This window comes from Lipingzhangella rawalii, from assembly GCF_031628175.1.
Lineage (GTDB): Bacteria > Actinomycetota > Actinomycetes > Streptosporangiales > Streptosporangiaceae > Lipingzhangella_A > Lipingzhangella_A rawalii.
On record NZ_JAVLVT010000001.1, the window covers coordinates 795920 to 822355 of the forward strand.

The 26436-nt window shown below is 67.1% G+C and carries 26 protein-coding genes; 10 read left to right on the top strand and 16 right to left on the bottom strand.

Going from position 1 to position 26436, the window contains the following annotated elements; all coding sequences use genetic code 11:
• Nucleotides 1-7 precede the first annotated feature (7 nt).
• Entirely contained in the window at nt 8-280 is a 273-nt protein-coding gene (locus RIF23_RS03555) for a DUF397 domain-containing protein (protein WP_310910847.1), read from the bottom strand.
• A gap of 299 nt (nt 281-579) precedes the next feature.
• Between RIF23_RS03555 and RIF23_RS03560 the strand changes: the two genes are divergently transcribed.
• Complete coding sequence (locus tag RIF23_RS03560) at nt 580-897, top strand: CU044_2847 family protein (RefSeq protein WP_310910848.1); 318 nt, start codon at nt 580-582, stop codon at nt 895-897.
• 1 nt (nt 898) lies between these two features.
• Here RIF23_RS03560 and RIF23_RS03565 read toward each other — a convergent pair whose 3' ends face one another.
• Both RIF23_RS03565 and RIF23_RS03570 read right to left on the bottom strand, forming a co-directional pair.
• A complete protein-coding gene (locus RIF23_RS03565) occupies nt 899-1627 on the bottom strand; it encodes a PaaI family thioesterase (RefSeq protein ID WP_310910849.1) in 729 nt (242 codons plus the stop codon).
• A 175-nt stretch (nt 1628-1802) separates the two neighbouring features.
• Nucleotides 1803-2252: a GNAT family N-acetyltransferase gene (locus RIF23_RS03570; RefSeq protein WP_310910850.1), complete on the bottom strand. Its 450-nt coding sequence runs from the start codon at nt 2250-2252 to the stop codon at nt 1803-1805.
• Nucleotides 2253-2355: 103 nt separating this feature from the next.
• Between RIF23_RS03570 and deoC the strand changes: the two genes are divergently transcribed.
• The 6 genes from deoC to RIF23_RS03600 all read left to right on the top strand — a co-directional run bounded on the left by deoC (nt 2356) and on the right by RIF23_RS03600 (nt 7718).
• Nucleotides 2356-3309 (top strand): deoxyribose-phosphate aldolase, encoded by a 954-nt coding sequence (gene deoC / locus RIF23_RS03575; RefSeq protein ID WP_310910851.1) that lies wholly within the window; start codon nt 2356-2358, stop codon nt 3307-3309.
• 26 nt (nt 3310-3335) lie between these two features.
• Complete coding sequence (locus tag RIF23_RS03580) at nt 3336-4781, top strand: aldehyde dehydrogenase family protein (RefSeq protein ID WP_310910852.1); 1446 nt, start codon at nt 3336-3338, stop codon at nt 4779-4781.
• A complete protein-coding gene (locus RIF23_RS03585; protein ID WP_310910853.1) occupies nt 4774-5682 on the top strand; it encodes an aldehyde dehydrogenase family protein in 909 nt (302 codons plus the stop codon). The genes RIF23_RS03580 and RIF23_RS03585 overlap by 8 nt, the downstream gene beginning before the upstream one ends.
• 32 nt (nt 5683-5714) lie before the next feature.
• Complete coding sequence (locus tag RIF23_RS03590; RefSeq protein WP_310910854.1) at nt 5715-6557, top strand: AraC family transcriptional regulator; 843 nt, start codon at nt 5715-5717, stop codon at nt 6555-6557.
• Nucleotides 6558-6678: 121 nt separating this feature from the next.
• Nucleotides 6679-7407 (top strand): AzlC family ABC transporter permease, encoded by a 729-nt coding sequence (locus tag RIF23_RS03595; protein ID WP_310910855.1) that lies wholly within the window; start codon nt 6679-6681, stop codon nt 7405-7407.
• Nucleotides 7404-7718: an AzlD domain-containing protein gene (locus tag RIF23_RS03600; RefSeq protein WP_310910856.1), complete on the top strand. Its 315-nt coding sequence runs from the start codon at nt 7404-7406 to the stop codon at nt 7716-7718. The genes RIF23_RS03595 and RIF23_RS03600 overlap by 4 nt, the downstream gene beginning before the upstream one ends.
• Before the next feature lie 528 nt (nt 7719-8246).
• Here the strand turns inward: RIF23_RS03600 and RIF23_RS03605 are convergent.
• Nucleotides 8247-9977: a DUF2207 domain-containing protein gene (locus RIF23_RS03605; protein ID WP_310910857.1), complete on the bottom strand. Its 1731-nt coding sequence runs from the start codon at nt 9975-9977 to the stop codon at nt 8247-8249.
• A gap of 125 nt (nt 9978-10102) precedes the next feature.
• Here RIF23_RS03605 and RIF23_RS03610 point away from each other — a divergent pair, with 125 nt between their 5' ends.
• A complete protein-coding gene (locus tag RIF23_RS03610; RefSeq protein ID WP_310910858.1) occupies nt 10103-11788 on the top strand; it encodes a thiamine pyrophosphate-dependent enzyme in 1686 nt (561 codons plus the stop codon).
• Here the strand turns inward: RIF23_RS03610 and RIF23_RS03615 are convergent.
• Complete coding sequence (locus tag RIF23_RS03615) at nt 11745-12746, bottom strand: LysR family transcriptional regulator (protein WP_310910859.1); 1002 nt, start codon at nt 12744-12746, stop codon at nt 11745-11747. The genes RIF23_RS03610 and RIF23_RS03615 overlap by 44 nt on opposite strands.
• 72 nt (nt 12747-12818) lie before the next feature.
• Between RIF23_RS03615 and RIF23_RS03620 the strand changes: the two genes are divergently transcribed.
• A complete protein-coding gene (locus tag RIF23_RS03620; RefSeq protein ID WP_310910860.1) occupies nt 12819-13799 on the top strand; it encodes a DMT family transporter in 981 nt (326 codons plus the stop codon).
• Here the strand turns inward: RIF23_RS03620 and RIF23_RS03625 are convergent.
• The 4 genes from RIF23_RS03625 to RIF23_RS03640 all read right to left on the bottom strand — a co-directional run bounded on the left by RIF23_RS03625 (nt 13751) and on the right by RIF23_RS03640 (nt 16358).
• Nucleotides 13751-14677, bottom strand: a complete 927-nt coding sequence (locus RIF23_RS03625) for an RluA family pseudouridine synthase (protein ID WP_310910861.1) — start codon at nt 14675-14677, stop codon at nt 13751-13753. The genes RIF23_RS03620 and RIF23_RS03625 overlap by 49 nt on opposite strands.
• Nucleotides 14674-15267 carry a signal peptidase II gene (gene lspA, locus RIF23_RS03630; protein WP_310911247.1) on the bottom strand — a complete coding sequence of 198 codons (594 nt, stop codon included), beginning with the start codon at nt 15265-15267 and terminating at the stop codon, nt 14674-14676. Before lspA ends, RIF23_RS03625 begins: the two co-directional genes overlap by 4 nt.
• Nucleotides 15264-15674, bottom strand: a complete 411-nt coding sequence (locus RIF23_RS03635; RefSeq protein ID WP_310911248.1) for a TraR/DksA family transcriptional regulator — start codon at nt 15672-15674, stop codon at nt 15264-15266. Before RIF23_RS03635 ends, lspA begins: the two co-directional genes overlap by 4 nt.
• A 414-nt stretch (nt 15675-16088) precedes the next feature.
• Complete coding sequence (locus tag RIF23_RS03640) at nt 16089-16358, bottom strand: hypothetical protein (protein WP_310910862.1); 270 nt, start codon at nt 16356-16358, stop codon at nt 16089-16091.
• A gap of 437 nt (nt 16359-16795) precedes the next feature.
• On the opposite strand from RIF23_RS03640, the gene ileS reads away from it, so the two are divergent.
• Nucleotides 16796-20005, top strand: coding sequence for an isoleucine--tRNA ligase (gene ileS, locus RIF23_RS03645; protein WP_310910863.1), 3210 nt, complete (start codon nt 16796-16798; stop codon nt 20003-20005).
• A 71-nt stretch (nt 20006-20076) separates the two neighbouring features.
• On the opposite strand, the gene RIF23_RS03650 is transcribed toward ileS, so the two are convergent.
• The 7 genes from RIF23_RS03650 to ftsZ all read right to left on the bottom strand — a co-directional run bounded on the left by RIF23_RS03650 (nt 20077) and on the right by ftsZ (nt 26234).
• Entirely contained in the window at nt 20077-21111 is a 1035-nt protein-coding gene (locus RIF23_RS03650; protein WP_310910864.1) for a hypothetical protein, read from the bottom strand.
• 24 nt (nt 21112-21135) lie between these two features.
• A complete protein-coding gene (locus RIF23_RS03655; protein ID WP_310910865.1) occupies nt 21136-22086 on the bottom strand; it encodes a DivIVA domain-containing protein in 951 nt (316 codons plus the stop codon).
• A gap of 131 nt (nt 22087-22217) precedes the next feature.
• Nucleotides 22218-22511 carry a YggT family protein gene (locus RIF23_RS03660; protein WP_310910866.1) on the bottom strand — a complete coding sequence of 98 codons (294 nt, stop codon included), beginning with the start codon at nt 22509-22511 and terminating at the stop codon, nt 22218-22220.
• Nucleotides 22512-22580: 69 nt separating this feature from the next.
• A complete protein-coding gene (locus RIF23_RS03665; RefSeq protein ID WP_310911249.1) occupies nt 22581-23108 on the bottom strand; it encodes a cell division protein SepF in 528 nt (175 codons plus the stop codon).
• Between the two features lie 112 nt (nt 23109-23220).
• On the bottom strand, nt 23221-23937 hold the full coding sequence (locus tag RIF23_RS03670; RefSeq protein WP_310910867.1) for a YggS family pyridoxal phosphate-dependent enzyme: 717 nt from the start codon (nt 23935-23937) through the stop codon (nt 23221-23223).
• Nucleotides 23930-24661 (bottom strand): peptidoglycan editing factor PgeF, encoded by a 732-nt coding sequence (gene pgeF / locus RIF23_RS03675; RefSeq protein ID WP_310910868.1) that lies wholly within the window; start codon nt 24659-24661, stop codon nt 23930-23932. The genes RIF23_RS03670 and pgeF overlap by 8 nt, the downstream gene beginning before the upstream one ends.
• 16 nt (nt 24662-24677) lie before the next feature.
• Complete coding sequence (ftsZ, locus tag RIF23_RS03680) at nt 24678-26234, bottom strand: cell division protein FtsZ (protein WP_310910869.1); 1557 nt, start codon at nt 26232-26234, stop codon at nt 24678-24680.
• Nucleotides 26235-26436: the final 202 nt, after the last annotated feature.

The window sequence follows — 26436 nt, forward strand, 5'->3', positions numbered from 1 at the left end:
CACGGATTCAGCCGAATTCTCCCCGACGCACAGCGACGACGAACTCCACCCACGCGGTACTCCCCAGCCAGATGGACACCCCGTGTGGTGTCGTGGAGTCACGCAGGGAGAACCAGCCACGCTGACAATGCCGCACCTGGAGGCACCCCGAGGCGGCCTCACTGTAGCTGGACTTGAGCCACCTCTGCCCAACATACAGCAAGCCCGCAGAGCGAACCGAGGAGCGCCGAGCGGCCCAGGTTCGGGAGCCCGGTTCGGAAACCGTGTGACCAGTATTCATCCAGCACTCTCGCTGTTGTGGGGACCCTCGGACCACGATGGGTTGTCCGGACACGCGCCATTCCTTGGTGTCCGGAACGATCCTCGCAGTCTCATATATCCCCAGGACGTTCCCGATCCATGTTTCCTGGAGACAACAAGTCCACCAATCGGCGGGATCAGCGGAATGCGATGGTGAATATCCCGACGTGCACCGAATGCATCCCGTCAGCTACTGGCCACGGCATCGCCTGGGGCGTAGGCTGATCCGGACCCGCGTGACGGCTGGACCCAACCAGTCACAGAGATGGGGAACCAACTGTGGCAGAGATCATCGAGTTTGGCACCGAACAGGGCGACACCATCCTCGTCGAGTGCTCCACCAGTAATAGCACCATCATGGACGCGAGCGGCCGCGATGTTATGCGCTATGCGGAACATAATTTCGAGAGAGTTCTGGGAAAAGTGCGCCAGGTCGCCAGCGGGGTGGCTGCCGAATTGTCCGACCCGGAGTTCCGTCCTGCCGAGGTGAAGGTCGAACTCGGAGTCAAGATCAATGCCGAGGCCGCGGTCTACATCGCCCGGGCCAGTGGCGAGGGTAGTATCAAGGTCACCCTCACCTGGCGTACCGAGGCCTGAATCACGTCGAACGCTGCGTGGCGTCCCCGCCGGCTGCGAGTGTGGGCAGGATCTGCACCATAATCGCGCTCCCCCGGGCCGTAACCTGATCACCGTTACGGATCTCGGCACGCACGAACACCTTGCGGCGTTCACTTCCGGTGACCCATGCCCTGATGGTGAGGGGGGTGAACAACGGAGTCGGGTTCGGGTAGTCGGCCTCCAGGTGGGCGGTCAGCCCGGGCATACCCGCTGCGGACGCGGCCTCCCCCAGGGCCTGGTCCAGCATCGCCGAAATCCAGCCACCGTGAACGAGACCTGGCGGCCCCTGGTACACGCCACCGAGCGTGATGGCTGCCGACACGCCCGCCGGGGTCTCCTCGCCGGCCTCGTGGCGCTTCAGTTCCAGCGGTGGTGCCGCAGGATTGGTGATCCCGGTGACCACGTTGGTGACGGTCCCGTATTCCGCGCTGGCGTCCGGGTAGTCCCGGCGCAACATCGTCCCGATCTCGCGCCGGTCCATATCCAACTGGTCGGCGAGCTCGGTGACGATCGTGCTTGCATGTGCGAGCCGCTCGGGCGGCGCCCCCGTATGAGCCACCACATCGACCAACCGCCGCATCCCGGCGACAAGCTCATGGAGTTCTGCGGGAATCTCGGCGTCAGCCACCACCGGCAACCCGAAGGCGGCCGGGTCGAGTGTTCCGGAGCCGTTCTCGGTCGTACTGGCCTGGCTGGCATCGAGCGTCATGGGTTCCCGTTCCGTCCGTCGTGGCGTGGCTGGACACTACTACCGAATATTACTCGGCAGTAGCATTTGGGGTGACACATACGCCAGTGTCCCCGCCCAGCGAGCCTAGGCCGAGGTCCAGCTCGAGGACCAGCCACGCGGCGGTGAACCTCGCCACGCTCCAGGGCAGAGACGGCTACAGCCGTTGCCACATCCGTCGATGGGGAATACCGGCGTCGTCGAACTCCGGACCGTCGACCGCATATCCCAGGCGTTCGTAGAACCCGAGTGCCTGCACTTGGGCGTGCAACTCCACCATGCCGAAGCCCCGCTCCCGCGCGAGGTCCTCCAGGCCCCGAACCAAGGCGGCACCGACCCCTCGACCGCGCGCGGAGGGAAGCACCGCCAGGCGACCGATCCGGGCGGCACCCGCGCTGGGCCCGAGAACAATCCGTCCCACGCCCACTGGCTGCGTGGCGTGCCAGGCCAGCATCTGCCGGGTGGTATCGGCGTCATCCGCATCGTCCCACTCCAGCTCGACGGGAACCCCCTGCTCCGCGACAAAGACCGCGCCACGGATCGCGAAGGCCATCGCGTGCTCCCGCCGGTTCCGCACCATGGTTACTGTGGACCCTGGATCAGCCATGCCAGGAGCCTAGCCCAGCATCCGGGCCGATCCACCGGACCGTCGCAGCTGCGACACAGGGGCAACGGTCCGGTGCAGCCATCCAGTCAGTGAGGTGCCCGCGATGAGCGAGACCGTTTCCGCCGCCGCGAACCCGGATGTCGGGGTGTCCACGGCGCGGCTACGAACGCGACTGCACGCCCTGCCCGGTGTGGACGAGGCGGGGGTGGCCCAGCGGACCGCGGATCTGGCCACGCGCTCGGTCAAGACCTCCGCCAAGTCCCGGGCGATCGACCTGGCGATCCGGATGATCGACCTCACCACGTTGGAGGGAGCCGACTCCCCGGGTAAGGTCGCCGCGCTTGCGGGAAAAGCCCGAAGGCCCGACCCGGCCGACCCGTCGGCCCCGCCGGTCGCTGCCGTGTGCGTCTACCCCGACCTGGTCAGCACCGCGGTGTCGGCGCTCGCGGGCAGCGATGTGGCCGTGGCCTCGGTCGCAACCGCCTTTCCCGCCGGCCGGGCACCACTGGAGGCCAAGCTCGCCGACACTCGCAGCGCGGTCGCTGACGGAGCGAGCGAGATCGACATGGTCATTGACCGGGGCGCGTTCCTGGCCGGCGACTACGGCACGGTCGCCGCGGAGATCGCGGCCGTGAAGGCGGAGTGTGGTTCCGCCCACCTCAAGGTGATTCTGGAGACCGGCGAGCTCGCCACACTGGACAACGTGCGCCGGGCCTCCTATCTGGCCATGGACTCCGGAGCCGACTTCATCAAGACCTCGACGGGCAAGGTGAACCCGGCGGCGACACTGCCGGTGACCCTGGTCATGCTCCAGGCCGTCCGGGACTACCGCAGACGCACCGGACGCTTGGTCGGGGTCAAGCCGGCCGGTGGAATTCGCACCACCAAGGACGCGATCCGTTACCTGGTCTTGGTCCAGGAAATCGCTGGTAACGACTGGCTCGACCCTGCCCACTTCCGTCTGGGCGCCTCCAGCCTGCTCAATGATCTGCTCATGCAACGAACCCGGCTCAGAACCGGGACCTATCCCGCTGCCCACCATTTCACCCTGGACTGAGGCGACGACCAGCCGAGGAGACTACCGTGGCCGAAGACCCCATCCTCAGCTACGCACCCGCGCCCGAGGATCGATCTGTCGCGTCAGTCGCGCCCAGCTACGGACTGTTCGTGGACGGGGAGTTCGTGGCGCCCGAAGGCGAAGACCACATCACGACCGTCAACCCCGCCGACGCCGAACCGCTGTCCACCATTGCGGTGGCCACACGGGCCGACGTCGACCGTGCGATGGCCGCGGCGCGTCGCGCCAGTACGGGGGTATGGTCCACCATGCCCGCCGCGGAGCGCGGGAAGTACCTGTTTCGCATCGCCCGGGTGGTGCAGGAGCGGTCCCGGGAATTGGCTGTCCTGGAAACCCTGGACAATGGCAAGCCGATCCGGGAGAGCCGCGACGTCGACCTGCCCTTGGCCGCGGCCCACTTCTTCTACCATGCGGGCTGGGCCGATAAGCTCCACTTCGCCACGCCGGGTGGCAGTCCCCACCCCCTGGGGGTTGCGGCCCAGGTCATTCCGTGGAACTTCCCGCTGCTGATGCTGGCCTGGAAGATCGCACCGGCACTGGCCACAGGCAACACGGTTGTCCTCAAACCGGCGGAGACCACCCCGCTGACCGCGCTCGCCTTCGCCGACATCTGCCAGGAGGTGGACCTGCCACCGGGAGTGGTCAACATCGTGACCGGCGCGGAGGAAACCGGACAGGCACTGGTGAACCATCCCGACGCGGACAAGGTGGCCTTCACCGGCTCCACCGCTGTGGGTCGGGAAATCGCGCGCAGCCTGGCGGGCAGGAATACCCGACTCACTCTGGAGCTGGGCGGGAAGGGCGCCAATATCGTCTACGACGACGCGGCGCTCGACCAGGCCGTGGAGGGAATCGTCGGCGGCGTCTTCTTCAACCAGGGCCACGTGTGCTGCGCCGGATCGCGGCTGCTGGTACAGGAATCGGTGGCCGATGAGGTCCTTGCCGCCCTCAAGGAGCGGGTCTCGTTGCTACGCGTCGGCGACCCCCTGGACAAGAACACCGACCTGGGTGCGATCAACTCCGCGGCACAGCTCGACCGGATCCGGCAACTGACCGAGGTTGGCACACAGGAGGCCGCCGACTGCTGGACCGCACCCTGCACCCTCCCGGAGCGGGGTTACTGGTTCCCACCCACAGTGCTGAGCGGAGTCACCCAGGCCCACCGCATCGCCCAGGAGGAGGTGTTCGGGCCGGTGCTCTCGGTGCTGACCTTCCGCACCCCCGAGGAAGCGGTGGCCAAGGCGAACAACACTGCCTACGGCCTGTCCGCCGGGGTGTGGAGCGAGAAGTCGTCGAAGCTGGCCTGGACTGCCGAGCGGCTGCGAGCCGGAGTGATCTGGGCGAACACCTTCAACAAGTTGGATCCGGCCAGCCCGTTCGGCGGATACAAGGAGTCGGGCTACGGGCGCGAGGGTGGCTGGCACGGTCTGGAGGCGTACCTGAATGGCTGAGCGGAGCAGGAAACAATCGACCTCGGAGTCCCCGGACCCGATTGCGGAACGCCTGGCCGTCCGGCGAACCCACAAACTCTACCTCGGGGGCGCGTTCCCCCGCTCGGAGTCGAACCGGAGTTATGCGGTGACCTCGTCCACGGGAGTCCATCTGGCCAATGCCGCACGTGCCTCCCGCAAGGACGTGCGCGACGCCGTGTCCAGCGCCCGCGCGGCCTGGCCCGGCTGGTCCGGACGCAGCGCCCACAACCGTGGCCAGATCCTGTACCGGGTCGCGGAATTGCTGGAGGGTCGACGTGCCCAGTTCGCCGAGGAACTGACGCAGGCGACCGGGCTGGGGCGCACCCGCGCCGGACAGCGGGTCAGCGCCAGCATCGACCGGTGGGTCTACTACGCAGGTTGGACCGACAAGATCGCCCAGGTGCTGGGCAGCACCAACCCGGTGTCCGGACCGTTCGGCAATGTCTCCCGTCCCGAGTCATGCGGGGTCGTCGGAGTGATCGCTCCACAGCAGGACCCGTTGCTGGGTCTGGTCTCGGTTCTGGCCCCGGTTCTGGCGGCCGGCAACACGGCGGTCGTGCTGGCCAGTGAACCGGCTCCCATACCGGCGGTCAGCCTGAGTGAGGTCCTGGCCACGGCCGATGTTCCCGCCGGCGTGGTCAACATTCTGACCGGACACACCAGCGAACTCGCCCCGCCCCTAGCCAGTCACGAGGAGTTGGACGGACTCGACCTGTGTGGGGCAGGCACGCAGACCGCCGACCTCGCCACGGCGGCCGCCACGACACTAACCCGCATCCTGCACCCGATCGCGGGCGAGGATTTCACCGCCGATCCCGGCCTATCGCGCATCCGACCGTTCATGGAGACCAAGACCGTCTGGCAGCCGTTGGGGACCTGAGGACGCCCACCAGTCGCGGCTAGGGTGGAAGCATGGCCATCGACGCCGACAGTACCGCAGAGTACGCCCGATTCTGGCGCAGCCCGGGACTGCCCGACGTGGATCTGCTCACCGCCCGGTTCGTACGGCACCGCTACAACCGGCATACCCACGAAACCTACACCGTGGCACTGGTCGAGGCCGGTGTCGAGGAGTACCTCTACGATGGGCAGACCCACCGGGTCGGTGCCGGCGAGTTCGCGGTCGTGGAGCCGGGTGTGGTGCACACTGGGCACGCGGGCGTCCCCACGGGGTGGAGTTACCGGGTGATGTATCCCAGTGTGGAGCTCGTGACCACGATCGCCCGGGAGAACGGCATCCGGGGGACACCGGCTTTCCGAATGCCCACGCTGCGGGATACGGACCTGGCTGTCCGGTTCCGCCAGGCGCACCGAGCCGCAGAAGACGGCGATCAGCTAGCCTCCTCCACCCTGCTGCGTGCGGTGGTCAGCGCCCTCCTGCTCCGCCATTCCCGGCCGGCCCGGCACACGGCCACGTCCACGTCGGCACCCGCTGCTCTGGCGGCGCAGGTTCGGGACCTCCTGCACGGCCAGCTCGTTGATCCGCCCCGACTGGATACGCTCGCTGCCATGGTCGAGGTGAGCCCGTATGCTCTGGTTCGGACGTTCCGCGCCGACTACGGGCTGCCACCGCACGCCTATCTCAACCAGCTGCGGGTGCAGCATGCCCGCAGTCTGCTCGCCGCTGGCGTGGCCGCCGGAGACGTTGCCATACAGGTGGGCTTCGCCGACCAGCCCCACCTGACACGCCACTTCAAACGCGCAGTGGGTGTGGGTCCCGCGGCCTACCAACGCGGGGTGCGCGCGGTGCGGTGAATGAGCGCATGGCCGGGGCCACTCCGCGTGGCTACACGTGGGGTGGCATCCCGGGACGCCGCCCGGGGAGCGCAATAATGTACAAGACCGCGCATATCACACCGTAGTAGTTTCTTCGGCTATGAGCGTTTTCCTGCGCGGAGTGGCCGGGTTGTCGGCGCCCACCCGGAATGGACTGGGTGTGGGGATCGCGGCCGGTTTGTCCGGGCTGGCCTTCGGAACAGCCGCGGTGGCGGCCGGGTTCAGTGTCGCCCAATCCAGCGTTCTCAGTCTGCTGGCCTTCACGGGTGCCTCCCAGTTCGCCCTTGTCGGAGTCGCGGCCGGTGGCGGAAATCTGGCTGTAGGGGCGGTGGGTGCCCTGCTATTGGGGTCACGCAACACCCTGTACGGCCTGCGGCTGTCCCATGTGTTGGGTTGGCGTGGGCTCCGTCGGGTGTTCGCCGCGCACGGCGTGATCGACGAGAGCGCCGCGGTGGCCCTGGCCCAGCGCAGCCAGGCCGAGGCGCGCACCGGTTTTCTCACCACCTTCGTGACCACCTTCGTGTGCTGGAACACCACCACCCTGATCGGGGCACTGGCCACCGAACGCATCGGTGACACCAGCGCATTCGGCCTGGATGCGGCGGTACCGGCCGTCTTCCTGGCGTTGCTGTGGTCTCGGCTCCGCGAGGGGGCCCGCGAGCGCTGGGTGGCGCTTGGCGGGGCCGTCATCGCGCTGGCCGCCACACCGTTCCTGCCCCCCGGAGTACCGATCCTGCTGGCATCGGCCTCGGCGCTCGTGGCCACCCTCATCCCGGCCCGCGCTCCCCGGCCTGAGGGTGGCACACCAGATCGAGAGGTGCGGTCATGAGCTTGTGGATCGCGGTGCTGGTCACCGCACTGGGCTGTTTCGCGTTGAAACTCGCTGGACTCGCCGCACCGCAACGCCTGCTGAACCAGCCACATGTCCAGCGATTCGCGGCGATCGTTCCCGTGGCGCTGCTGGCTGCCCTGATCGTGCTGGAGACCTTTGCCGCGGGGCAGCGGATCGAATTGGATGCGCCCCGACTGGCGGGGGTGTCAGCCGCGGCACTGGCGTTGCTGCTGCGGGCACCGTTCCTGCTGGTACTGGTGGTGGCCGCGGCGACCACGGCCAGCCTGCGGCTGGCCGGTCTCGGCTGAACGCCGGACGCGGTGAACCCAGGTGTTGATTGGAGTGTCTGCGGGGTGGGTGCTAGTCGGTCCGCCTCGGTGGGCATGGTCGCGGGTTGGGACCTCTCCCCGGATGCCGTATGGAGGCTGCTGGCTGCGCTGATACGCGCCGATCCGCCCAGGCAAGGCCGGATGGGAAAGCACCCGTACTCCACCCCGGTGGCCGGGGTGGAAGCAACGGTGCCGGGTGTGCAAGAGAGCCGGCGGGGAGGCTGGAGGGACGCGTCCGCGCCCGACCTTCCCCGGGGGAAAGTGTGGGTGGGGGGTGGCTATGGGGGGCGCGCCGTGTCGGCCGCCGGCGACGTCGCTCCCCGGTAGTGGCCTGTTTCCGGGGCGCTCCCCTGCACGACGGCCAGCGGGGCGTGGGGGCGGTGGCCGTGGGGCGCATCCCGCTGCTCGGGGGAACGCACGCTCAGGCACAGCGGCCAGCGGGCCTCGGGACGGGGTGGACGTTGCCAGGCCAGGCCCATCCTCGCTCCCAACCCCAAGAAACTGAACCTAACGACGCCCTCCGCCGCCGCCACCGCCCCCGCTTCCGGTGCCGCCACTCCTGCTGCCCGAGCTGCTGCTGCCGCGGTGACGGTACCGTTCCGGGTTGATCCGCCGATCCACGCGACGGTGCCAGGAACGACGAAAACCGTCATCGCAGTAGTACGGTCGCGCCTCGGCGTAGCGCTCCCGCGCCTCGGCAGCGATTCGAGGCGCGTGCGCGACGAGCTTATTGGGCACATCCACCGCCACGGCCCAGGCCGGATACTCGGTCAACCAGGTGGACCGCCCCGCAGTGGCCTCCCGTCGGGTGGCCACCAGCATCCGGCGCACATGTCGTCCCCACGATGTCAGTAGAAGTGGCCGCCACTGCGCCAGTGCCAGAACTCCCGCAGCGACCAATGCCATGATGATCAGCGCAACGCCAGTGATCTGCACAACAAGCCCGGCGAAGAAGAGCACCCCGGCACCGGCAAGGGCGAGGGCCCCCACGAAAAAGACCAGACAGCCAAGCTCTGTGCGGAGCATGCCCGCCTGGGTCCCCGCGTTGATGATCGCCTGGGTCACCCCCCGCACCCGCTTATGGTCCAGCTGTCGGGCGATCCGGACCAGGCTCGTCACCGCCCGCTCGGCGAACATCACCTCCAATAGCCGCTCTTCGGCCGAGGTGACCTGCCAGTCGGAACTGGGGACCCGTTGGCGGAACACCCACACACCGCGTCCACTGCGGTGGGCCTCGATGATGCCACGCTGTTCCAACTCCACGACCATGGCCAGAAGCACGTGCGTGCGCATCCGACATCCCGCAACCATGTAACCGGCGAGCTCAGCCGACAGGCCGTCCGGACGGGCCGTACCGAACCTGGAACGCGCCGTGAGACGAGAGTAGAGCAGGAACCCCAACGGCAGAGATACCAGCAGAGCCAAGGCTATCGCCGCGGCCGCCCACGGCGTGAGAACGAACGCGGGGCGCAGGGTGCGTGACGGCTCGACGACCTCGACCGCACCCGGCGGCAAGCTCACCTCCCCGGTCAGTCCAGACCCGCTCTCCAGACTCGGGTCGGCGACGTAAACACTCTCCACGTCGCCGGCCCCCTCCTGGGTATCGGACGCCACGAGTTCGGCCACGTCACACGGGGTATATGACCCGGGAGGCCCGCGGAAGCAGTCGAGATCCCGCACGGCCGGAGCGGAAATCTCCACCTCGACATCCCGAATGGGCACGTCCCACTCGGTTCCGACGAAATCCCATCGCAGCTCGATACCATCGGTTCGCTCGCGTAGAGCACCCTGCACCTGATAGGAGATCTCGTAGGTCTGTTCCCCGACAACATCCGTCGTCTCGTCGGAAGCGTCTCCGACGAGTAGTCGCAATTCGCCGCGTTCCTCCCGCAGCTCGTCGATGGTGTCGTCCGCACCGCTCGGGCTGCTGACCGCGACCTCGGCGATGTCCATCCGTTCCTCGGTGAACAGACTGCGCTCCAGGTGCAGCGGAATCTCACGGGAGATCCCGGGGCTGGGAATGTCGCCGAAGTCGTAGGTGATGGTTTCGGTGATATCCAGGCGTCCGTCTGCCTGAATATCCATGGCGGTGTGGTAGGCCGTGATCTCGTCGGGTGGCATTTCTGTATCGTCCGCGGCCCCCGATGGGGCGAGCGCGGCCACACCGAGAACCAGACCAACGCTGACGGTGAGGACCCGTCGGAAATGTGCCCCAGTGGGGGATGCTGCGGCAGACATTGGACTCAAGAATAGACCGCTGGTTCGGGTCCGGCGTCAGGTGGGGCCGATACCGTTGCCTTGGAAACGGTTCCCCCGGCGCTGCGGCGCCGGGGGGCCAACGGCGATGCAAAGGAGCACTGCCCGTGTCTGACCTCCCGCACGCGCGCACGGCCGCAGCCCAGGCCGTGGACGTCCTGGCCGCTGCCGGTGTGCGGCGCTGCTACACCGTGCCCGGGGAAAGCTTCCTCGAGCTGACCGATGCCATGGATCAGCACCCGGACTTTACCCTGGTCTCCACGCGCCACGAGGGCGGCGCCAGCTTCATGGCCGAAGCCGATGCGAAACTGACCGGCATCCCGGCAGTAGCGGCGGCGACCCGGGGCCCTGGCGCGGCAAATCTGGCGGTGGGTGTGCACACCGCCCAGCAGGACTCCACTCCGATGGTCGTCTTTCTCGGGCAGGTCGAGAGCGATTACCTGGGGCGGGAGGCGTTCCAGGAGGTGGACCTCACCGCGTTCTACCAGCCCATCACCAAGTGGGCGACCACCGTGCACCGTGCCGATCGGCTGGCCGAGGTCACCGCACAGGCCGTGCGGGTGGCGACCACGGGCCGCCCCGGACCGGTGGCCATCGCCGTACCGGAGGACCTGTTCGGAGTGCGAACTCCGCAGCTGGAACGCCTCCCGGGCGTGGGCAACATCCCCCGGCCCACTCTCACCACCGGCGACCGGGACCGGCTGGGTGCGTGGCTGGCCGCTGCCGAGCGTCCCGTCCTCATCGCAGGCGGTGGCACCCGGAGCGCGCGGGAGAGCCTCATGGCCCTCGCGGAGTGCTACAACATCGGGGTGTTCACCTCATGGCGACGCCAGGATCACTTTCCCAACGACCACCCTCTCTACCTGGGTCATCTGGGTCTGGGCTGTCCCACCGAGATCGTGGCCACGCTGGAGTCGGCAGATGCAATCCTGGTTGTGGGATCGCGTCTGAGCGAGATCACCACCCAGACCTACCGGCTCCCGGAGCCGGCACCCCCGGGTGGCACTCCCGCCGTTGCCCAGATCGATATCGATCCCGACCAGATCGGAGCGGTTACCAGGGTCTGGCTCGGCGCGGTCGCGGACGCCGACGAGGCGCTGTCCGCCCTGACCGAGGTAGCACCTGCCACGGTTCCAGACCGTGACTGGTCCCGTGCCCACACCGCGTGGCTGGACACCACCACCCCGCCGAGCGAGGTGGCGAACCATGCGGGACCTGGTCTGCATCCAGCGGCGGTTGTGGAACACCTTCGGCATGCACTGCCGGCGGAGACGATCCTGGCGTCCGACGCGGGGAACTTCGCTGCTTTCGTGCAGCGGGGGTGGCACTTCACTCGGCCGGGAACTCAGCTGGCTCCCACGAGCGGCGCTATGGGTTACGGGGTTCCCGGTGCCGTGGCCGCGAAGCTCTGCGCTCCCGACCGGTGTGTGGTGGCGCTCGCTGGGGACGGTGGCGCGCTCATGACCGGGCAGGAGCTGGAGACGGCGGTACGGTTCGGTCTGCCGGTGTTGACGGTGGTGTTCCAGAACGGCCTGTACGGCACCATCGCTATGCACCAGGCCCGACGGCTGGGGCGCACCGCGGCAGTGACCATCGGTGGACCTCTGGACCTGGCCGAGTGGGCCCGCGGTCTGGGTGCCCACGCTACGTGCGCCACCACACTCGGCGAACTTGACAAGGCCATCGAGTCCGCACGTGCGCAGACGGACACTCCCACCCTCATCGACGTGCGGGTCGACCCGGACGTGATCAGTCCGACGGCGAACCTCTCGGAGCTGCTGGACGGCCGGTGAGCGTTGGGTCCGTTTCCGCAGCATCCGTGGTCGGCTGGTCCACGGTATCCGGCGAGTACTGGTAGCGCTGTGCTGCGGTGTGCAGGGCGGCGACCGTTGCCCGGACAGCGGGCCGGCGCTCGGAGTCAGTGCGCCAACACACGTACACCTGACGCACCAGTGCCGGCTGGACCGCCACCATGCGCACCCCTTCCGGAACCGGTCCGCGCCCCAGCCTGGGAATTACCGCAGTTCCCAGACCGGCGCTGATCAGCGCCAGCTTGGTCTGGTGTTCCTCGACCGCATGGGCGATCAACGGTTCGGTGCTGCGTTGCTGGAGCACGCGGGACAACCACTCGTCACAGATGGACCCAGTGGTCCAGCTGATCCACGGTTCGTGCGCCAGCTCGTCCAGATGCACCAGATCCCGCTGGGCCAGCGGATGGTCGACGGGCAGGGCGATATCGGCGACATCCTGGAGCAGGGGTTGGCGCTGGATCCCCTCCGGGAGGTGCACCTGTGCTCCCTCCCAGTCCACCAGCAGGGCCAGATCCACGTCACCGTGGGTGAGGGCGGGCACACTGTCGTTGGGCTCCAGTTCCCGCAGCTCCACCCGGAGCCCGGGACACGTGGCACGGAGGTCCACCAGCGCGGCCGGAACCAGCTCCCGGGCCGCCGTCGCGATCGCGCTCAGCACGAGATGCCCGATGGCCGCTCCCCGATGCTCCTCCGCCTCAGCTTCCGCAGCGCGTACGAGGGCCAGGATCTGGCCGGTGCGCTCTGCGAGGAGCTTGGCCGGATCCGTGAGTCGTACGCCTCGACCATCCCGCTCCAACAACGGCTGGCCGACCTCGCGTTCCAGCTTCGTCAGCTGCTGGGAGACCGCCGAGTTCGTGACGTGGAGGGCCCGCGCCGCACCCCCCAACGACCCGCTGACGGCCACCGCGTGGAGGACCCGGAGCCTGTCCACACTCAACATACAAGCAACACTAATACTCCTATTAAGAAAAATGAAGTAGACCTAAACAGAAAGCCTCGGTAGACAGGGGCTGTGTCCAGCCCACTCGCCTGGGTCAACCAGCACCTCACGACGCTCCCACGTCGAATCTCACTGGACTGGCGATTCCAGTACCTGGCGCTCGCCCTCGTATGGGGCCTGAGCTTCATGTTCATCACGGTCAGCACCGAGGTCCTGGAACCACTCCAGATCACCCTCGGCCGCATGGGCGCGGGCGCACTCCCCCTGGTACTGGTGCTGTGGCTGACCAGGGGGCGGCTTCCCCGGAGCCTCCAAACCTGGACTCACCTGATGGTCACTGCCGCACTACTCAATGTCATACCGTTCACCCTGTTCGGATACGCAACCGAGTTGATCCCCTCCGCGCTGGCAGGAATCTGTAACGCCGCCACTCCACTGTTCACAGTGCTGGTGTCCCTGCTGCTGCTCTCGGACGAGCGCCCCACACACCGCCGACTGCTGGGGCTGACACTCGGATTCATCGGGATCCTCGTCGTTTTCGCCGCCTGGCGTGGGGTCGTTGACGCAGACGCACGTGGCATGCTTTTCGCCTTCGGGGCCACGGTCTGCTACGGGATCGGCAACCCCTATCTGCGCCGGTTCGTTTCCGGCTCTGGACACTCCGTCCTGGAACTGTCCACGGCCCAGATGTTGGCCGGAACCGCGCAGCTGTTGGTGCTCACGCCGATGTTCACAACCGCGCCCACGGAGCTTCCGCTGCGCGTGGCCGGTGCCGTGGCGGTACTGGGTGTGTTCGGCACCGGCCTAGCCTACGTCCTCATGTACGGCGTGATCCGGGCCGCCGGATCGACGGTGGCCTCAACGGTCACCTACGTCGTTCCAGTCGTGGCCACCGCCGCAGGGGTGACGCTGCTCGGCGAGACACTGGCATGGAACGAACCGCTCGGAGCACTGATCGTCGTGGCCGGTGCGGCGCTGTGCCTGCACACCGCCCCATCGTTTCCTCAATCCTCGCGCAGGATCTCCAATGCACGGTGGAGATCAGCCGGATGATCGCTGGTGAACTCGACCCGGCGCCGCTCGGTGGGATGTTCGAAGGCCAGGTGTGCCGCGTGCAGCCATTGACGCTGCACTCCCAGGCGAGCGGCCAGGGTGGGATCGGCACCGTAGAGGTGGTCACCGACACAGGGATGGCGCATCGCCGCCATGTGCACCCGAATCTGGTGCGTGCGCCCCGTCTCCAACTGCACGTCGAGCAGACTGGCGGCCCGGAACGCTTCGACGGTTTCGTAGTGCGTCACCGAGGGACGACCGCCACTGACGACGGCGAAGCGGCCGTCCCCGGCGGGATGTCGATCGAGGGGAGCATCTATGGTACCCCGCAGCGGATCGGGGTGACCCTGCACCAGGGTCCGGTACCCCTTGTCGACCTCCCGTTGGCGGAACGCCGCCTTGAGTACGGTGTAGGCGCGTTCACTCTTCGCCACGACCATGAGACCAGTGGTGTTGGCGTCCAGTCGATGGACGATTCCCTGCCGCTCGGCCGCTCCGCTGGTGGACAGGCGCACCCCGGATGCCAGCAGGCCCTCCACCACCGTGGGGCCACTCCAGCCTACGGTCGGGTGGGCCACCACCCCCACAGGCTTGTCGATCACGATGATGTCGTCATCCTCGTGGACCACCCCAAGGCCCGGCACCGGATCCGGCCGCGGACTGGGTGCCGTGGGGGGTGGTGGCAGATTCACTTCCAACCACGCCCCGGCGACAACCCGGTCCGACTTGGCTGTGTCCGAGCCGTCGAGACGAACCTGGCCCTGTGCCACCAATTCGGCAGCTCGGGTCCGCGACAGCCCGAACATTCGAGCCAGGGCCGAGTCCAACCGGTCCCCTTCGAGCCCGTCGGGGACCGGCATACTGCGCTGATCACTCACTGCTCATCCTCCGACGGGTCCGTTCGGGACTCGGAGGACTGACGGGCGGCTGTGCTCTCCAGCTGTCCGTCGAGCCCACGACCTCGGAACGCGAGCCACACAGCGAGCACTCCTCCACACACGATCGCCGAATCGGCAATATTGAACACGGGCCAGTTCGGCACTTGGATCCAGTCGACGACGGCACCGTGCAACGGCACCGGGGCCCGAATCAGCCGGTCCACGAGGTTGCCGGCCGCACCCCCGAGGATGAGCCCTAGGGCAACCGCCCACCACGGATCCCGAAGCCGCCAGGCCAGCCACAGGATATAGCCCATAACGGCAATCGCGATCAGGCCGAAGAGCCACGGCATTCCCTGCCCGATCGAGAACGCCGCCCCATCGTTGAAGGTGAGGGTCAGCGTCAGCAACCCGCCGAACAGCTCCACCGGGGCCTCGGGCGAGAACGAGGCCAGCGCGATCTCCTTGGTGACGAAGTCCGCGCACAGCGCCGTCGCGGCGAGGACCGCAAACAGCGTCAGCCGCCGCGGCGGAGCCGGCGTTGTCTGGGAAACGGTCTGGTAGTCCCCCGCAGGGTCTGGATTCGTCAGCGACGCTCCTCGCGTTGTTTACACCGCACACACTGGGTTGCCCGGGGAAAAGCCTGGAGCCGTGCCTTACCGATGGCCTGGCCACACGACTCGCACTCCCCGTAGGTCCCAGCCGTCATTCTCTCGATCGCTCGCTCACTCTGCGCGAGCAACTCCCGAGTATTGTAGGCGAGCGCCAGATCATGCTCACGCTGGTAGGCCTTGGCGCTGGAGTCCGTGGGATCGTCTCCGGCATCCGCGACCGAATCCGAGAGCTGCTCGGCCAGCTCGCTCTCCTTGTCCTCGATCTCGGCGCGAAGCTCGGAGATCTCACGGTCCAGTTCGGAACGAACCTCGGCCAGTTCGGCTGCGCTCCAGGGTTCCTCCCCTGGCCGCACGGGCAGTTGGGAGGCATCCGTGTCCGCCACGCGCTTCCCTCCTTCCGCTGCCTCGTACCGCTGCGTGGTCTGCGGAACCATCTGCGTCGTCATGGCCGAATCCGCCCCCTTCACGCCGTCTGCCCTACAGACGGCCCTGGAACTGTCCCCCGTTACACACGTGAGCTTCTCCGCAATTGCCTATGAGCTCACGCACAGTGTTCGGAAGCTTAGATGTCGGCTATGTGGCGGAGCAACCAGGCACGCACGGACTGCTCCGTGTCGCTGGACTTTTTCTGGCTGTTCCCACTACTCCTTGCACCGCGGGTCTCAGGGACTAGGGTTCCCCGAACACCGCCACTCAACGCGCTCGAATTCCGCGGCTGAAACTCCTACGTAGCCGGCGCCGCCACGCGAACCACATGTCCAGTGACGCCAGGAACCACCCGCCCTGGTCGCCGCGCGCTAGTCCGCAACCGCAAATCCTCCGTAGTCGGCGGCCAACGTCGCCAGATGGGGCTCCTCGAAGGCGGCCGGCCCGCCATGCGGACCAGTGTGCACCTCGATCACCCAGTCGACGTCCTCCGCGTCATCCTCGCCCGCGAGCATGTCCCGGTGTACGGTACACGGCTCGTACCCGGCATCCTGGAGCTCCTCGGCCAACTCCTCGGCATCCGACCGTTCCGGCAACGTCACCAGAACCCGTCCTTCCACCGCCTGCTTTCCCTCAGCCACGACGCGCACTCCCTCCGTTGGCACGAACCCTGACGGATGCGGCTGCATCCCGGCGAGTCGAGGATACGGTGCCAGCTGCCGATCCCCCCACCCGGCCTACTCACCCGGAAACGGATGTGTCACCCCGCACACACTGCGCTATCCTCAAGGTGGCGGCAGGCGTGGATGGGGACGAGTACCGCCGGACACAGCCCACAGCGACCCGGGGACGGTGGGAGCCCGGGGGTATGCCCGGCCGGGAAGATCACCCCGGAGCCGTCGGAAGAACGGTCGACCCGCCACGGCGACTCAGTAGAACCGACAGCTGCACCCAAGTGAGAGGGGGCACCGTGCGGTGCCCCAAGAAGGGTGGTACCGCGGGGCCAGCCTCGTCCCTTCGGCAGGCAGACATTCCCGTCACAGGGCGGGTCCGTTCCTGATCGGAGGGTATTCGAGAGGTGTCAACACAACGCCCCACCGACCCCGAGCCCCAGCGCACCGTAACCGCACTGCCCACCCAGGTGGACCTGCCGGCGATCGAACGGGCTGTTCTGGACCACTGGTCGACCGAGGGCACTTTCCAACGGTCCCTGGAACAGACCCGGGGCGGCCCCACATGGGTCTTCTTCGAAGGTCCCCCGACGGCGAACGGAACCCCCGGAATCCACCATGTGGAGGCCCGGGTGTTCAAGGACATCTTCCCGCGGTTCAAGACCATGCAGGGCTTCCATGTGGAACGCAAGGCCGGCTGGGACTGTCACGGCCTGCCGGTCGAGGTAGCCGTGGAACAGGAACTCGGGCTTTCCGGAAAGAAGGACATCGAGGAGTTCGGTGTCGCCGAGTTCAATGCCCACTGTCGCGAATCCGTACTGCGGAACGTCGGCGCCTTCAGCGAGATGACGCACCGCATGGGCCACTGGGTCAACCTGGACGAGGCCTACCGCACGATGGACGCCAGCTATGTGGAGTCCGTGTGGTGGGCCCTGAAGGAGATCTGGAATCAGGGACTACTCGTTCAGGACTACCGGATCAGTCCCTACTGTCCCCGCTGCGGCACCACGCTCTCGGACCACGAACTCGCGCAGGGCTACGAAACCGTCACCGACCCATCGGTCTACGTGCGGTTCCCGATCGTGAGCGGCCCCCTTGCCGACACCGAACAACCGACATCCCTGTTGGTTTGGACCACGACCCCCTGGACCCTGGTCTCCAACACAGCCGTGGGCGCCCACCCAGAGGTCACCTATGTCGTCGTGTCCAACGGAACGGAACGGCTGCTGCTGGCCGAGCCCCTGGTGTCGACCGTCGTTGGCCCGGAGTGGACACCGACGGGAGAGCGCTATCTGGGGCGGGAACTGGAAGGGTGGCGCTACCAACGCCCCTTCGAACTCCTCGAGTTCCCCACCGAGGCGCACTTCGTGCTACTCGCCGACTTCGTCACCGTGGCGGACGGAACCGGTCTGGTCCACATGTCTCCCTCCTTCGGCGCTGACGACATGACGGCGTGCCGCGCCTACGACCTGCCGGTGATCAACCCGGTTCGCGAGGACGGTACCTTCGATCCGAGCCTCGACCTGGTCGGTGGTGAGTTCTTCAAGTCCGCGGACCCCACCCTGGTAGCCGACCTGCGATCCCGCGGGCTTCTCCTGTCCGAACAGGGATACGAACACAACTACCCGCACTGCTGGCGGTGCCACACCCCGCTGCTGTACTACGCGCTGCCGTCGTGGTACATCCGCACTACGGCGATCAAGGAGCAACTACTCCGGGAGAACGCGCGCACGAACTGGGTCCCGGAGAACATCAAGGAGGGGCGCTTCGGGGAATGGCTCCGGAACAACGTGGACTGGTCGCTGTCCCGGAGCAGGTACTGGGGCACCCCACTGCCCGTGTGGATCTGTCCGCAGGACCACCGCACGTGTGTGGGTTCCCTGGCCGAGCTGGGCAGGCTCGCCGGAGCTGATCTGAGTTCCCTGGATCCGCACCGCCCGTACGTCGACGACGTGACCCTCACCTGTCCCGAATGCGCGGATACGGCACATCGCGTCCCCGAAGTGATCGACGTCTGGTTCGACTCCGGGTCCATGCCATTCGCCCAATGGGGAGCGCCCTGGCGAAACGACGAGGTGTTCCGCGCAAACTTCCCGGGTCAGTACATTTGCGAGGCCGTGGACCAGACCCGAGGCTGGTTCTACTCGATGATGGCCGTCAGCACCCTCGTCTTCGGACACTCCTCCTACGAGAACGTGGTCTGCCTCGGCCACATCCTCGCCGAGGACGGCCGTAAGATGAGCAAGCACCTCGGCAACATCCTGGAACCGATCCCGGTCATGGATCGACACGGCGCGGACGCCCTGCGCTGGTTCATGGCGGCGAGTGGCTCGCCGTGGCTGTCCCGGAGGATCGGTCACTCATCGCTGGAGGACATCGTCCGCAAGGTCCTCCTGACCTACTACAACACGGCCTCCTTCTTCACCCTGTACGCACGCACCGGATCAGGATGGTCGCACGATCAGCTCGACGATGCGCCGCCGGTGCAGTCCCGCCCCCTGTTGGACCGGTGGGCACTCGCCGAGCTGCACCGAGTTGTGCGGGACGTCACCGCGGCCATGGAACGTTACGACACCGCCGCGGCCGGACGCACCCTGGCGAATTTCGTGGACGACCTCTCGAACTGGTACGTCCGGCGCTCCCGGCGCAGATTCTGGTCCGGGGCGCACACCCCCCAGGGCGCTGCGGCCTTCGCAACACTCTTCGAGTGCCTGGAGACGGTCACCCTGCTCATGGCACCCCTGGTACCGTTCCTCACCGAACACGTGTGGCGTGCGTTGCGGCGTCCGTATGCTCCCGAGTCCGTTCACCTGGCGACGTGGCCAGAGCCAGACGCCACTCTGATCGACCCGGTGCTGACCGAACACATGGCTCTCACCCGCAGAATCGTGGAAATGGGGCGATCGGCTCGGGCCGAGTCGAAAGTGCGGACCCGGCAGCCTCTCCAGCGGGCGCTGGTAGCCGCCCCCGGCTTCGACACCCTGCCGGAGGAGCTGCGGGAACAGGTCGCCGCGGAACTGAACGTGGGCGCGGTCGAACCCCTGTCCATGGTGGGCGACCTCGTAGACCACACCGTCAAACCGAATTTCCGTGCGCTGGGTAAACGGTTCGCGAAGCGAACCCCGCGGGTCGCCGAAGCGATCGGAGCGGCAGACGCGACGAAACTGGTCCACCAGCTCCGCGACACAGGGCAAGCTCACGTCACGGTGGAAGGCGAGTCCATCGCCCTGGAGGAGTCGGAACTCATGGTCACCGAGCAGCCGCGTGAGGGCTGGGCCGTGGCCAGTGTCTCCGGTGAGACAGTCGCCCTGGACCTGACCATGACCGAGGAGCTGCACCGCGCCGGCATCGCACGCGAGGTTGTGCGCCTGATCCAGGAGGCCCGCAAATCCGCCGGGTTCGAGATCACCGACCGGATTGAACTGTGGTGGCGGGCCAGTGACGTGTCCACGGCCACAGCAATACGCGAACACACCACCCTCATCGCGGGTGAGGTCCTTGGTGTCCAGGTCACCGAGGCACCCGAGGGCGTCCCAGAGGCCGACAGCGACGACGCAACGTACGACGTTGACTCGTCGGAACTCGGGCTCACACTGTGGCTACGCCGATCGGTGTAGCCAACCGAACGCCCGTGGTCGTGCCCCGGTGGAACTCGGGGCGCGACCACGGGCAGGCGCCGTTGTGCCACTCACTGGATTCGCTTGGGCGAACCCGGCCCAGAACACCGGGATCTCCCGGACTCGGTGTCCGGCGCCCTCGAAGAATCGACGGCTTCGGCTTCGGCTTCGGCTTCGGCTTCGGCTTCGGCTTCGGCTTCGGCTTCGGCTTCGGCTTCGGCTTCGGCTTCGGCTTCGGCTTCGGCTTCGGCTTCGGCTTCGGCTTCGGCTTCGGCTTCGGCGATGAGACTAGCCGAGTCGCCCTCGGCGGGCTGATCCGGTGGCTCGACCTCGGGCAGGGCGCTCGCCGCGTCCGCGCACTCATCGAACGCCGCCCCTGCGGTATCCACAACGCCGGTGTCCGGCGCGGGTGTCGCCTCGGTTGGCTCCGGACCAGAGACAGGATTCGCGCTGGAGCCGTGGCCGATCGTTGCCGCATCGTCCGGGGTCTGGTCGCTGTCCGACATCTCAGTGTCGGACTCCCAGGTGATCCCGGAACAGGATGCCGGAGCGGGATCGGATTCCGCTAGAGCCCGCAATGCGGCCGTGGTTTCCTCCCAGTCCAACGGACCGGTGGTTTCGGATGCCTCCTCGGCAACCCCTGGACGTTCAGTCCCAGGTTCCGGCTGGGCATCGCCCGTAGCGGGTGCCGGGAGTGCCGAACCGTTCAACCGGTGGTCCAGATCCTGCCCGGCCAGGGACCGACTGAAGGACGCAGCGGCGCCGCCATCCCGGGGCCAGTAAGCGTCGTCCGGGCCGGAGCTGATGCCCGGGAGACCCGGTGTTGGCTCCTGGCCGACCTCAGCTTCGTCTACGGGCGCCTTCCCCAAACCGCCCGTCGACACTGGAACCGAGCTGTCGGCACTCTCGGTGGAACGCTGGTCCACCTGTCCGGAGTTCCCTCTTCGCCATCGGCGTCGGCTGAGCATCGTCTCAACGGCAAGCAGCACCGCTGAAACCCCCCAGAGTCCAAGCGCAACATAGACCAGAGGTAGCTCAGCAAGTGCTAACGCCAGCACGATGACGACGACCGCAGCCATCGCGAAGGCCAGGCAGAGGATAATCACCGAACGGGGAACCCTTCCCGGGAACTACCGGTGTTCGTGCGGCGGTTCACCCGGGTGGTATCCACCGTGCTGCACGGCTTCCGGCTGCTGGGCCGCGAACTGTGCCTGGCTCGGCCCGGCTGCCGCCGGCTGTCCTCCGGTGTGTTGCATCGCGGGCGCACCCCCGGTCGCCGCGCCGGACATCGTCGCGAAGTTTCCAGTGTTTCCAGTGTTGCCCGCGGGCTCTTGGGCTCCCTCGTTGAGCTCCCGAAGCTGACGCTCGAAGTACTCCTTGAGTCGGCTTCGGTACTCACGCTCGAAATCCTTGAGCCCGTTCACACGGTGCTCCAGCTCGTCGCGCTGCTGCACCAGCGAACCCATGACCTGCCGGTGACGCTCCTGGGCGTCCCGGTCGAGATTCTCGGCCTTGGCGCGAGCCTCACTGACCATCTGCTCGGCCTGACGGCGTGCCTTGCCCAGAATGTCCTCGGCCTCGTGCCGCGCACGGCCAAGCGTCTCGTCCGCTTCCCTCCGAGCATCGGAGATTGCCTGGTCAGCGGTCTGCTGAGCGAGAGCGAGTACCCGGGAGGCCGTGTCGGTGTTCTCTCCGTCACCACCCTGCTGCGCCCCCATCGCCATGCTCGCGGCCAGAGCCGAATCCGACTGTGCCTGAGGCTGGGGCTGGGGTTGGGGCTGGGCCTGTGCCTGGGGTTGGGGCTGAGGCTGGGCCTGGGGCTCCGGTTGTTGCTGCTGCGCCTCAGGAGCCATCTGACCACCCTGCTCCTGCGGCTGGGCGTCCTGGGCTGACATCGGAGGAACCTTGCCACGCAGGCACTCGGCGAGCTTACCGCGCAGCTCCTCGTTCTCCTGGATGAGTCGGTCGAGCTCCGACTCGACCTCATCGAGGAAAGCGTCGACCTCCTCCTCGTCATAGCCCGGCCTCAGCCGGGTGGTACTGAACTGCTTATTCCGCACGTCAGCGGGTGTCAGCGGCATGATCGTCTCCTTGGCGCGCTTGGACTCTGTCCGTAGGGACGCTACCCGATCGTGATGATACGTGCCGTGGGACCCTCACGAAGACCACAAATCGGAACGAGGGGAATCTCTTCCTTCTCCTTTGCCAGTACTTACCAGAGGAGGGCACGAGCGATCCACATGAGGATCAGCACGATCAGGAACAACGCTGTGTAGCTCAGATCCAGCGGAATGCTGCCGAGCCGCACCGGCTTGACGAACTGCCGGATGAAACGCAACGGCGGATCGGTGAGGGTGTATACCAGCTCGGCAACAACCAGCATGAAACCCCGTGGTTTCCAGTCCCGGGACCACTGCTGCACGATGTCCAGGACCAGCCGGCCGATGAGCACGAACATGTAGAGGTAGAGGATGACGTACACCACGCCAACCACTGTGCCTAGCATCGTGTCCCTCCAACGGGCCGGACGCACGCTCCGGCCATACTCTCCGTGTCTCGGCCTGTGATCATAGTTCTAGCTCTGATTAAAGAACCCTCGTTCCGCGATCCGCGCCTTGTCCTCCGCCGTGACCTCCACGTTGGCCGGGGACAGCAGGAACACCTTGTTTGTGACGCGTTCAATACTTCCGTGAAGCCCGAAGATCAGTCCCGCAGCGAAGTCCACCAAACGCTTGGCGTCACTGTCGACCATCTCCGAAAGGTTCATAATCACCGGGATTCCTTCCCGGAAGTGCTCCCCGATGGTACGTGCCTCGTTGTACGTTCGTGGGTGCAGTGTGGTGATCCGCGCAAGGTCGGTCGTGGCCGACAGGGGACGGGTTGCACCGCGCCGCTCTCCAGACGTCACCGGTTGATCCGCATCTTCCAGCATAACTTCAGATCGGGAATCGGGGTCCGAGCCGTCCGGCTCGCCCCTGCGCCGGTCGTCGACACCCTCGTCGAAGTCGTCGAAGTCATCGTACTCATCCGCGAAGCGGTGATCGTAACGGTCGTCCTCCACGAGGCCGAGGTAGACCGCCGCCTTGCGCATCACGCTGGCCATCTCATGTCCTCCGTCGTCCTGTGGCATACCGCGGATGACTCGCCGTGACTTACGCCTCCTTCACCCTTGAGGGCGCATCGGGCGGATGACTGCCATGGCTCATCTGGGGACATTACCCGACGATCGGCGCACGGTCGCCGAGCAACGCCGCACCGATGCGCAGGTGTGTTGCCCCGTGGGCCACGGCCAGTTCCAGGTCGCCACTCATACCGGCGGAGACCACATCAGCCTGCGGATACCGCTCCCGTACGGCGGCGGCCGCGTCCGCGAGTACCGCAAAGCCCGCTTCAGGATCGCCTTGCCGGGATGCCACCGCCATCACTCCGGCGAGTTCCAATCCCTCCTCCTCCACCACCTTGTCGGCGAGCTTCACAGCCTCGGTGGGCGGCACCCCACCGCGCGTCGCAAGCTCACCGGAGATACCCGGCGGATCCAGGTTGACCTGGACCAGACAACGAACGGTCCGATGCGCATCCCGAGCACCCCGCCCCAGAGCGCCGATCAGCCGAGGCCGGTCCACGGAATGGACCATGTAGGCATACCGGGCCACGGACCGAGCCTTACGGGTCTGGAGCTGACCAACGAAGTGCCACCGCACATCCAGGTCGGCACATTCGGCGGCCTTGGCCGCCGCCTCCTGGTCTCGGTTCTCCCCAATATCCCCGACCCCCAGCTGGGCCAGGGCGCGGACATCATCGGCCGGGCGGGTCTTCGTGACCGCAACCAGCGTCACCTCCGCGGCCGATCGACCCGCCCGCGAGCAGGCAGTGGCGATGCGGGTGTGTACGTCAGCCAGATTCTGACGGATCTCCTCCAGGCGCTCACTCACGTTGCGACCTCCAAACAAAGGTGGCGAACCGCCCGGTGCGCCCGTCCCTGCGGTACGAGAAAAGCTCGGAGTTCTCCAAGGTACAGCGCGGGTCGTGACGCAGGTCCCGCACCCCGGCCCGCCGCAGCTGCGCCGAGACTCCGGAACGCAGGTCGACTCCGGGAGTTCCTGCACGGGTGTGGCACACCGCCTCGGGGACAGCCTGCCCCACCCGCTCCTGAAGCTGGCGGCCCACTTCATAGCACCGACCGCAGATCGCGGGGCCGAGCAGTGCGGTCATGCGCCCCGGAACCGCCCCCTGTCGCGACATCTCGCTCACCAACCGGAACGCGACCCCGGCCACGGTCCCCGGTCGGCCGGAGTGCGCGGCCCCGACCACCCCGGCTTCTGCGTCGGCGAGAACGAGGGGGAGACAATCAGCCACCTGAACCGCGAGCACCACCTCGCTCCGTGTGGTCACGAGAGCATCCACCCCCGACACGCCGCCGGGTTCGGAAACCACCGCCACATCCGCCCCGTGCACCTGATCCATCCAGGCAACCTGATTCGCCGAGATGCCGATGTGTTCGGCGGCGATCTCCCGGTTCCTGGTCACCGCCGCGCGCTCGTCACCAACACCATGGCTCAGGTTCAGACGCGCGAACGGCGGGGCGCTAACCCCGCCGTCCCAACGTTGACTTGTCCAGGTGTGGACACCCGCCCCCAGTGTGCTCGTCGCTGTCATAGACAGCAGGGTAGGGCTACTTCAGAAAATCCGGGACATCCAGGTCGTCTCCCTCGTCGAACACAACCCGCCGGCGGGGCGGGGTAACCTCCCCGCTGCGGCCAAGGTTGGGGCGTTCCCGGTCGCGGCTGTGACTATTCTCGGATGGGCGGGTGGATCCCAGAACCGGGTCCGTGCCGGTGGACGCCCGGGGGGAGCCGGGGTGCTCCTCGGTGACGGGCTCCTCGGGGATTTCGTGCTCCCACATCCCGGACGGGGATTCGGACGACGTCGCTGCTGTCGCGGCCTGTTCCCCCACGGGCCCGGCCCCGGAACCAGAGGCGACCGTGGGGGCCTCCGGCGCGCCAGGGCTGCCCGCATCGCCCCCCGGTTCCGGTGGCGTCTCAACCGGGTCGGGCGCCACCGCCGGCTCACTGGTTTCCTTGGCGTGGCGCGGAGACCGCACGGTTTCACCCGCTGGGGCTGCCGGAGTGACAGGGGCGGCCGGGCTGGCCTCGCCCCCGCGGGTGTCCCGGCTGTTCCGGCCCGACGGGGGTGTGACCTCCGGTTCTGTCGCGCCCGAACGGGGAAGCTCCGTGGAGGTACCCGAGGTGGTCACGGCCTGAGCGGGTTCGGGCGCACGTTCCCGGGCATCGTCGAAGCCGGCCGCGATCACGGTCACCCGAACCTCATCACCCAGGGCGTCGTCGATAACCGCACCGAAGATGATGTTGGCCTCGGGAGCAGCCGAGTTCGCAACCAACTGGGCCGCCTCGTTGATCTCGAACAGTCCCAGGTCGGAGCCGCCCTGGATGGACAGCAGAACCCCGTGGGCGCCGTCGATGCTGGCTTCCAGCAACGGCGAGGAAATCGCCATCTCCGCTGCGGCAACGGCTCGATCATCCCCACGGGCCGACCCGATTCCCATCAGTGCACTGCCCGCACCGGACATGACGGACTTCACATCCGCGAAGTCGAGATTGATCAATCCCGGTGTGGTGATGAGGTCGGTAATCCCTTGGACACCACTCAACAGGACCTGGTCCGCGGCCTTGAACGCGTCCAGAACACTGACCTGTCGATCCGAGATGGACAACAGCCGGTCATTGGGGATAACGATGAGTGTGTCGACCTCGTCCCGGAGCATCGCGATACCCGACTCCGCCTGGGTGGCACGACGTTTTCCCTCGAAACCGAAGGGGCGGGTCACCACACCAATCGTCAAGGCCCCCAGGGAACGGGCGACACTCGCGACCACCGGGGCACCACCCGTCCCCGTACCGCCGCCCTCACCAGCGGTCACAAACACCATGTCGGCGCCCTTGAGGACTTCCTCGATCTCCTCACGGTGATCCTCGGCAGCCTTCCGGCCCACGTCCGGGTTGGCCCCGGCGCCCAGGCCGCGAGTGAGCTCACGTCCGACGTCCAGCTTCACGTCGGCATCACTCATGAGCAGCGCTTGGGCGTCCGTGTTGATGGCGATGAATTCGACACCCTTGAGACCCTCCTCGATCATCCGGTTGACGGCGTTGACGCCACCGCCGCCGATACCGACGACCTTGATGACCGCGAGGTAGTTTTGCGGTGCTGCCACGACGAGGGGCCCTTCCGCTCGCTGTACGACTGGTGTCGTGTCCTCCGGCACACGCTCGGTGAGTCGAGGGCACGACGACTGGCTCTACAGATTCTCTGTGGGACGACACCCCGCCGGGTACCGCCCACAACCGGAGCGTGCCGTCCCGCCACGCTCCGGCTTCGACATCTCGGGCGGAGCTCGCAGTCTCACCTGCATGCCC

Coding starts and splice junctions, on each gene's coding strand:
- RIF23_RS03565 (WP_310910849.1), bottom strand. CDS start 1,627: ATGACGCTCGATGCCAGCCAGGCCAGTACGACCGAGAACGGCTCCGGA.
- pgeF (WP_310910868.1), bottom strand. CDS start 24,661: ATGACAGCGACGAGCACACTGGGGGCGGGTGTCCACACCTGGACAAGT.
- RIF23_RS03585 (WP_310910853.1), top strand. CDS start 4,774: ATGGCTGAGCGGAGCAGGAAACAATCGACCTCGGAGTCCCCGGACCCG.
- RIF23_RS03615 (WP_310910859.1), bottom strand. CDS start 12,746: ATGTTGAGTGTGGACAGGCTCCGGGTCCTCCACGCGGTGGCCGTCAGC.
- RIF23_RS03570 (WP_310910850.1), bottom strand. CDS start 2,252: ATGGCTGATCCAGGGTCCACAGTAACCATGGTGCGGAACCGGCGGGAG.
- RIF23_RS03655 (WP_310910865.1), bottom strand. CDS start 22,086: ATGCCGCTGACACCCGCTGACGTGCGGAATAAGCAGTTCAGTACCACC.
- RIF23_RS03590 (WP_310910854.1), top strand. CDS start 5,715: ATGGCCATCGACGCCGACAGTACCGCAGAGTACGCCCGATTCTGGCGC.
- RIF23_RS03605 (WP_310910857.1), bottom strand. CDS start 9,977: ATGTCTGCCGCAGCATCCCCCACTGGGGCACATTTCCGACGGGTCCTC.
- RIF23_RS03665 (WP_310911249.1), bottom strand. CDS start 23,108: ATGGCCAGCGTGATGCGCAAGGCGGCGGTCTACCTCGGCCTCGTGGAG.
- RIF23_RS03595 (WP_310910855.1), top strand. CDS start 6,679: ATGAGCGTTTTCCTGCGCGGAGTGGCCGGGTTGTCGGCGCCCACCCGG.
- RIF23_RS03660 (WP_310910866.1), bottom strand. CDS start 22,511: ATGCTAGGCACAGTGGTTGGCGTGGTGTACGTCATCCTCTACCTCTAC.
- RIF23_RS03555 (WP_310910847.1), bottom strand. CDS start 280: ATGAATACTGGTCACACGGTTTCCGAACCGGGCTCCCGAACCTGGGCC.
- deoC (WP_310910851.1), top strand. CDS start 2,356: ATGAGCGAGACCGTTTCCGCCGCCGCGAACCCGGATGTCGGGGTGTCC.
- RIF23_RS03600 (WP_310910856.1), top strand. CDS start 7,404: ATGAGCTTGTGGATCGCGGTGCTGGTCACCGCACTGGGCTGTTTCGCG.